The organism is Streptomyces swartbergensis, assembly GCF_002148965.1.
Taxonomy (GTDB): domain Bacteria; phylum Actinomycetota; class Actinomycetes; order Streptomycetales; family Streptomycetaceae; genus Streptomyces; species Streptomyces swartbergensis.
The window spans coordinates 1-6,244 of the sequence record NZ_NGFN01000440.1 but is presented as its reverse complement, the minus strand read 5'-3'; the positions used below and the strand labels follow the sequence as shown (position 1 = coordinate 6,244).

Below are 6,244 nucleotides of genomic sequence, written 5' to 3'. Positions count from 1 at the left end.
CCTCACACCCGGACATCCAGCCCAGCTACCGTAAACCCCCGTGAGCACCCTCCAGCGGGTCAAATGCCAGGCCAAAGCACATCCCCTGGCCATGGACGCGGTCCTGGCCGCAGGCGTCCTGGTCTGCATGGTCGCCGGGTCGTTCGTGGAGCCCCGGCACCGCGACAGCGTCAGCTGGGCCCTGCGCACCCCCGACACCCTCAGCCTCGTCCTCATAGCCCTCGGCGCCGCAGCACTGGTCTTCCGCCGCCGCGCCCCGATGACGGTCCTCTGCCTCACCGGCACGGTCTCCGTCGTCGAGTCCGTCACCGGCGACCCCCGCGCCCCCGTCGCCATGTCCGCGGTCATCGCCCTGTACACCGTCGCCTCCACCACCGACCGCCCCACCACCTGGCGCGTCGGCCTGCTCACCATGACCGTGCTGACGGGCACCGCCATGGCCGCCGGCAGTCTGCCCTGGTACGCCCAGGAGAATCTCGCGATCTTCGCCTGGACCGGCATCGGTGCCACCGCCGGCGACGCGGTCCGCAGCCGCCGCGCCTTCGTCCAGGCCATCCGCGAACGCGCCGAACGCGCCGAACGCACCCGCGAGGAGGAGGCCCGCCGCCGGGTCGCCGAGGAGCGCCTGCGGATCGCCCGCGACCTGCACGACGTCGTGGCCCACCACATCGCCCTGGTCAACGTCCAGGCCGGTGTCGCCGCGCACGTCATGGACAAGCGCCCCGACCAGGCCAAGGAGGCCCTCGCCCACGTCCGGGAGGCCAGCCGCTCGGCCCTCAACGAGCTCCGGGCCACCGTCGGACTGCTCAGACAGTCCGGCGATCCGGAGGCCCCCACCGAACCCGCCCCCGGCCTGGACCGCCTCGACGAACTCACCGGCACCTTCCGCAACGCCGGCCTGCACATCGAGGTCGCCCGCGCCGACCAGGGCACCACCCTCCCCGCAGCCGTCGATCTGGCCGCCTACCGGATCATCCAGGAGGCCCTCACCAACGTGCAGAAGCACGGCGGGCCACAGGCCAAGGCCGAGGTCAGCGTCGTACGGGTCGGGCCCAACATCGAGATCACCGTCCTGGACGACGGCAGCGGCGAGGACCAGGACCCGGGCAGCGGCGGCGGGCACGGGCTGCTCGGCATGCGGGAACGCGTCAGCGCCCTGCGCGGCACCCTCACCACCGGTCCCCGCTACGGCGGCGGTTTCCGTGTCCATGCGATCCTGCCGGTCAAGAACCGCACACCCGGGGAGGACCCCGCATGACGATCCGTGTCCTGCTCGCCGACGACCAGGCGCTGCTCCGCAGCGCCTTCCGCGTACTCGTCGACTCCGAGCCCGACATGGAGGTGGTGGGCGAGGCCTCCGACGGCGCGGAGGCGGTGCGGATGACGAAGGAGCAGCGCGCCGACGTCGTCCTCATGGACATCCGGATGCCCGGCACCGACGGTCTCGCCGCGACCCGCATGATCAGCGCCGACCCGGAGCTCGCCGACGTCCGCGTGGTCATCCTGACGACGTTCGAGGTCGACGACTACGTCGTGCAGTCGCTGCGCGCCGGCGCCTCCGGCTTCCTCGGCAAGGGCTCCGAGCCCGAGGAACTGCTGACCGCCATCCGGACGGCGGCCGGCGGCCAGGCCCTGCTGTCCCCGGCGGCCACCACGGGCCTGATCGCCCGTTTCCTCGCCCAGGAGGACCCCGACGCGGGCGACCGCGACCCGGCCCGCGGCGAGCGGCTCGACTCGCTCACCGGGCGGGAGCGCGAGGTGCTGGTCCTGGTCGCGGGCGGCCACTCCAACGACGAGATCGCCGAGCGGCTGGAGGTCAGCCCGCTGACGGTGAAGACGCACGTCAACCGGGCCATGGCCAAGCTGGGCGCCCGGGACCGGGCCCAGCTCGTGGTCATCGCGTACGAGTCCGGCCTGGTCCGTCCAAGGGTGGAGTGAGTTCGGCCCGGGCGTACTGCGCCGGGAGTATGCGGCGCATAAGGAACGGGACCTGGGGCCTACGGATCGGGTCTCGCCGATGGCTCAGGGTGTAGGGGCGGGCGCTCATCTGCGCGCCCGCTGCCGCTTCTGCCGTTAAACAGAAGAGAGACCCTGACCCATGTCCTGGCTGTCGAGATTCAGCCTCGCGCAACGGGCCCTGATAGGGCTGATGTCGATCATCGCGCTCGTCTTCGGGGCGATCGCGATACCCCAGCTCAAGCAGCAGCTGCTGCCCACCATCGAACTGCCCATGGTGTCCGTGCTGGCGCCCTACCAGGGCGCGTCCCCGGACGTGGTCGAGAAGCAGGTCGTCGAGCCGATCGAGGACAGCCTCGAAGCCGTCGACGGCATCAGCGGGGTGACCTCCACCGCCACCGAGGGCAACGCCGTGATCATGGCGTCCTTCGACTACGGCAACGGCACCGAACAGCTCGTCGCCGACGTGCAGCAGGCCGTCAACCGGGCCCGCGTCCAGCTCCCGGACGACGTGGACCCGCAGGTCGTCGCCGGTTCGACGGACGATATCCCGACCGTCGTCCTCGCCGTCACCTCCGACCGGGACCAGCAGGCCCTGGCCGACCAGCTCGACAAGACGGTCGTGCCGGACCTGAAGAGCATCGACGGCGTCGGCCAGGTCACCGTCGACGGTGTGCGGGACCTCCAGGTCACCGTCACCCCCGACGAGGCGAAGCTGGCGAAGGCCGGCCTCACCTCGCAGTCCCTCGCCCAGGCGCTCCAGGCGGGCGGCGCGACCGTCCCGGCCGGCTCCTTCGACGAGGGCGGCGCCAACCGCACGGTCCAGGTCGGCGGCGGCTTCACGTCGCTGAAGCAGATCCAGGACCTGATGGTCACGGGCGAGCCCGGCAAGGGCAAGCCGGTGCGCCTCGGCGACGTCGCCACGGTGAAGCAGCAGGAGGCCCCGGCCGACTCCATCACCCGCACCGACGGCAAGCCCAGCCTCGCCGTCGCCGTCACCATGGACCGCGACGGCAGCGCGGTGGCGATCTCCGACGCCGTCCAGGACAAGCTCCCCGATCTGCGCAAGGACCTCGGCTCCGGCGCGAAGCTGACGGTCGTCAGCGACCAGGGCCCGGCCGTGTCCAAGTCCATCAAGGGCCTGACCACCGAGGGCGCGCTCGGTCTGCTCTTCGCGGTCCTGGTGATCCTGGTCTTCCTGGCCTCGATCCGCTCGACCCTCGTGACGGCGGTGTCCATCCCGCTGTCCGTCGTCCTCGCCCTGATCGTGCTGTGGACGCGCGACCTGTCGCTGAACGTCCTGACGCTGGGCGCGCTGACCATCGCCATCGGCCGCGTCGTCGACGACTCGATCGTGGTCCTGGAGAACATCAAGCGGCACCTCGGCTACGGCGAGGAGCGCAACTCGGCCATCCTCAACGCGGTCCGCGAGGTTGCGGGCGCGGTGACGTCCTCGACGCTCACCACGGTCGCCGTGTTCCTGCCGATCGGCCTGGTCGGCGGCATGGTGGGCGAACTGTTCGGCTCCTTCAGCCTGACGGTGACGGCCGCGCTGCTGGCGTCCCTGCTCGTCTCCCTGACGGTCGTGCCGGTCCTGTCGTACTGGTTCCTGCGCCCACCGAAGGGCACCCCGGAGGACGCGGACGAGGCCCGCCGGCTGGCGGAGGAGAAGGAAGCGAAGAGCCGCCTCCAGCGCATCTACGTCCCGGTCCTGCGCTTCGCGACCCGCCGCCGGCTCACCAGCGTGGCCATCGCGATCGTCGTCCTGGTCGGCACGTTCGGCATGGCACCGCTGCTGAAGACGAACTTCTTCGACCAGGGCGAGGTCGAGGTCCTCACCGTCAAGCAGGAGCTGAAGCCCGGCACCAGCCTGGAGGCGACGAACACCCAGGCCAAGAAGGTCGAGCGGCTCCTCGCCGACACCGAGGGCGTGAAGAACCACCAGGTCACGGTCGGCTCGTCCGGCTTCATGGCGGCCTTCGGCGGCGGCACGGACACCAACCAGGCCTCGTACCAGGTGACGCTGGAGGACTCGGCGTCGTACGAGGACGTCCAGGACCGCATCGAGAAGGGCCTGGCCGGGCTGAAGGGCATCGGCACGACCACCATCTCCGCCGGTGACGGCTTCGGCGCCCAGGACCTCAGCGTCGTGGTGAAGGCCGCCGACGCCGGCGTCCTGCGCACGGCGGCCGAGGAGGTCCGCAAGACGGTCGCCTCGCTCGACGACGTCACGGACGTCACCAGCGACCTGGCGACCAGCGTGCCGCGGATCTCCGTCAAGGCCAACGACAAGGCGGCCGCGGTCGGCTTCGACGACCAGACCCTCGGCGCCGCCGTCGCCCAGGCCGTCCGCGGCACCAACGCCGCCAAGGCGGTCCTGGACGACACCGAGCGCGACGTCGTCATCCGCTCGGCGAAGCCCGCGCAGACCCTGAAGCAGCTCCAGGACCTGCGCCTGGGCGCGGTGAAGCTCGGTGACATCGCGACGGTGAAGCTGGTCGACGGCCCGGTCTCCATGACCCGCATCGACGGCCAGCGCGCGGCCACCATCACCGCGAAGCCGACCGGCGACAACACGGGCGCGGTGAGCACCAAGCTCCAGTCCGAGATCAACGCGCTGAAGCTCCCGGACGGCGCCACGGCGTCGATCGGCGGTGTCTCGGAGGACCAGGAGGAAGCGTTCGCCAACCTGGGCCTGGCGATGCTCGCGGCCATCGCGATCGTCTTCATGCTGCTGGTCGGCACCTTCCGGTCCCTGATCCAGCCGCTGATCCTGCTCGTCTCCATCCCGTTCGCGGCCACCGGCGCGATCGGCCTGCTGGTGGCCACCGGCACGCCGATGGGCGTCCCCGCGATGATCGGCATGCTGATGCTGATCGGCATCGTGGTGACGAACGCGATCGTGCTGATCGACCTCATCAACCAGTACCGCAAGCAGGGTTACGGCGTCGTCGAGGCCGTGGTCGAGGGCGGCCGGCACCGTCTGCGGCCCATCCTCATGACCGCCCTGGCGACGATCTTCGCCCTGCTGCCGATGGCTCTCGGCATCACCGGCGAGGGCGGCTTCATCGCCCAGCCGCTCGCCGTGGTCGTCATCGGCGGCCTGGTGACGTCGACCCTGCTGACGCTGCTGCTGGTGCCGACGCTGTACGCGATGGTCGAACTCCGCAAGGAGCGCCGGGCGAAGAAGCGCGCGGCGAAGAAGGGCCTCCCGGCCCAGCGCACGGACGCGGCTGAGCCGGAGCACGCGGGCGTGTGACGGCCTGACCCGGCGGCGGCCGGGCACCGGACCTCCACGGCCGGTGCCCGGCCGCCGCCTCGTCCCGCTGCGTATCCTGTGCCCTCGAACGGCTTTACGGGGGAAGGGGATTCGGGCGTGCCGCTGCACAGCGACGATCCGAAGTCGGTCGGCGGCTACCAGCTCGTCGACCGGCTCGGGGCGGGGGGCATGGGCGTCGTCTACCGGGCAAGGGCGCGCTCGGGCCGTGAGGTCGCCCTCAAGGTGGTGCACGCCCAGTACGCGGCGGACGCCGTCTTCCGCACCCGGTTCCGGCAGGAGATCGCCGCCGTCCGCAAGGTCAGCGGAGCCTTCACCGCACCGGTCCTGGACGCGGACCCCGAGGCCGCGCGGCCCTGGATGGCGACCCAGTACGTGCCCGGGCCCTCGCTCGCCCGGCGGATCCGCGACCGGGGTGCCCTCCCGGACGCCGAAGTGCGCGGGCTGGCCCTGGGCCTGGTCGAGGCACTGCGCGACATCCACCGGGCCGGGGTGGTCCACCGGGACCTGAAGCCGGCCAACGTCCTGCTCGCCGACGACGGCCCCCGCGTCATCGACTTCGGCATCGCCCGCGCGGTGGAGAACCACCAGACGCTGACCGAGACCGGCCAGATGATCGGCACCCCGCCCTTCATGTCCCCCGAACAGCTCGTCGACGCCCGTGCGGTCGGCCCGGCGTCGGACGTCTTCTCCCTCGGCTCACTGCTGGTCTACGCCGTCACCGGCCGCGGTCCCTTCGACATGGACAGCCCCTATCTGACGGCCTACCGGGTCGTCCACGACGAACCCGTGCTGGACGGAGTGGGGAAGCCCCTGCGGGGCATCCTGGAGCACTGCCTGTCCAAGGAGGCCGCGGACCGGCCCGGACTCGACGAGCTGGCCCGGGAGTTCGCGACCGCCCTCCCCGAACAGGCGGACGGCGATCCGGCCACCGTGACCCTCCGCGCGGACAAGCTCCCGGCCGTCGAGGCCACCCGCCCCGCGACCCTGGCGGACCCGCCGAGCCCCGCC

General features: G+C 71.7%; 4 protein-coding genes. All 4 read left to right on the top strand.

Annotated elements, in window-relative coordinates; translation table 11 throughout:
- Positions 1-40 precede the first annotated feature (40 nt).
- Positions 41-1,258 (top strand): sensor histidine kinase, encoded by a 1,218-nt coding sequence (locus tag CA983_RS39280; RefSeq protein WP_086605485.1) that lies wholly within the window; start codon positions 41-43, stop codon positions 1,256-1,258.
- The gene (locus CA983_RS39275; RefSeq protein WP_086605484.1) at positions 1,255-1,938 is read left to right on the top strand and encodes a response regulator; all 684 of its coding nucleotides are present in this window, start codon (positions 1,255-1,257) and stop codon (positions 1,936-1,938) included. Before CA983_RS39280 ends, CA983_RS39275 begins: the two co-directional genes overlap by 4 nt.
- A 160-nt stretch (positions 1,939-2,098) precedes the next feature.
- Positions 2,099-5,215, top strand: coding sequence for an efflux RND transporter permease subunit (locus CA983_RS39270; protein ID WP_086605483.1), 3,117 nt, complete (start codon positions 2,099-2,101; stop codon positions 5,213-5,215).
- A 117-nt stretch (positions 5,216-5,332) separates the two neighbouring features.
- On the top strand, positions 5,333-6,244 hold a 912-nt coding region (locus CA983_RS39265; protein WP_143645703.1), incomplete at its 3' end, for a serine/threonine-protein kinase.

Coding starts and splice junctions, on each gene's coding strand:
- CA983_RS39275 (WP_086605484.1), top strand. CDS start 1,255: ATGACGATCCGTGTCCTGCTCGCCGACGACCAGGCGCTGCTCCGCAGC.
- CA983_RS39270 (WP_086605483.1), top strand. CDS start 2,099: ATGTCCTGGCTGTCGAGATTCAGCCTCGCGCAACGGGCCCTGATAGGG.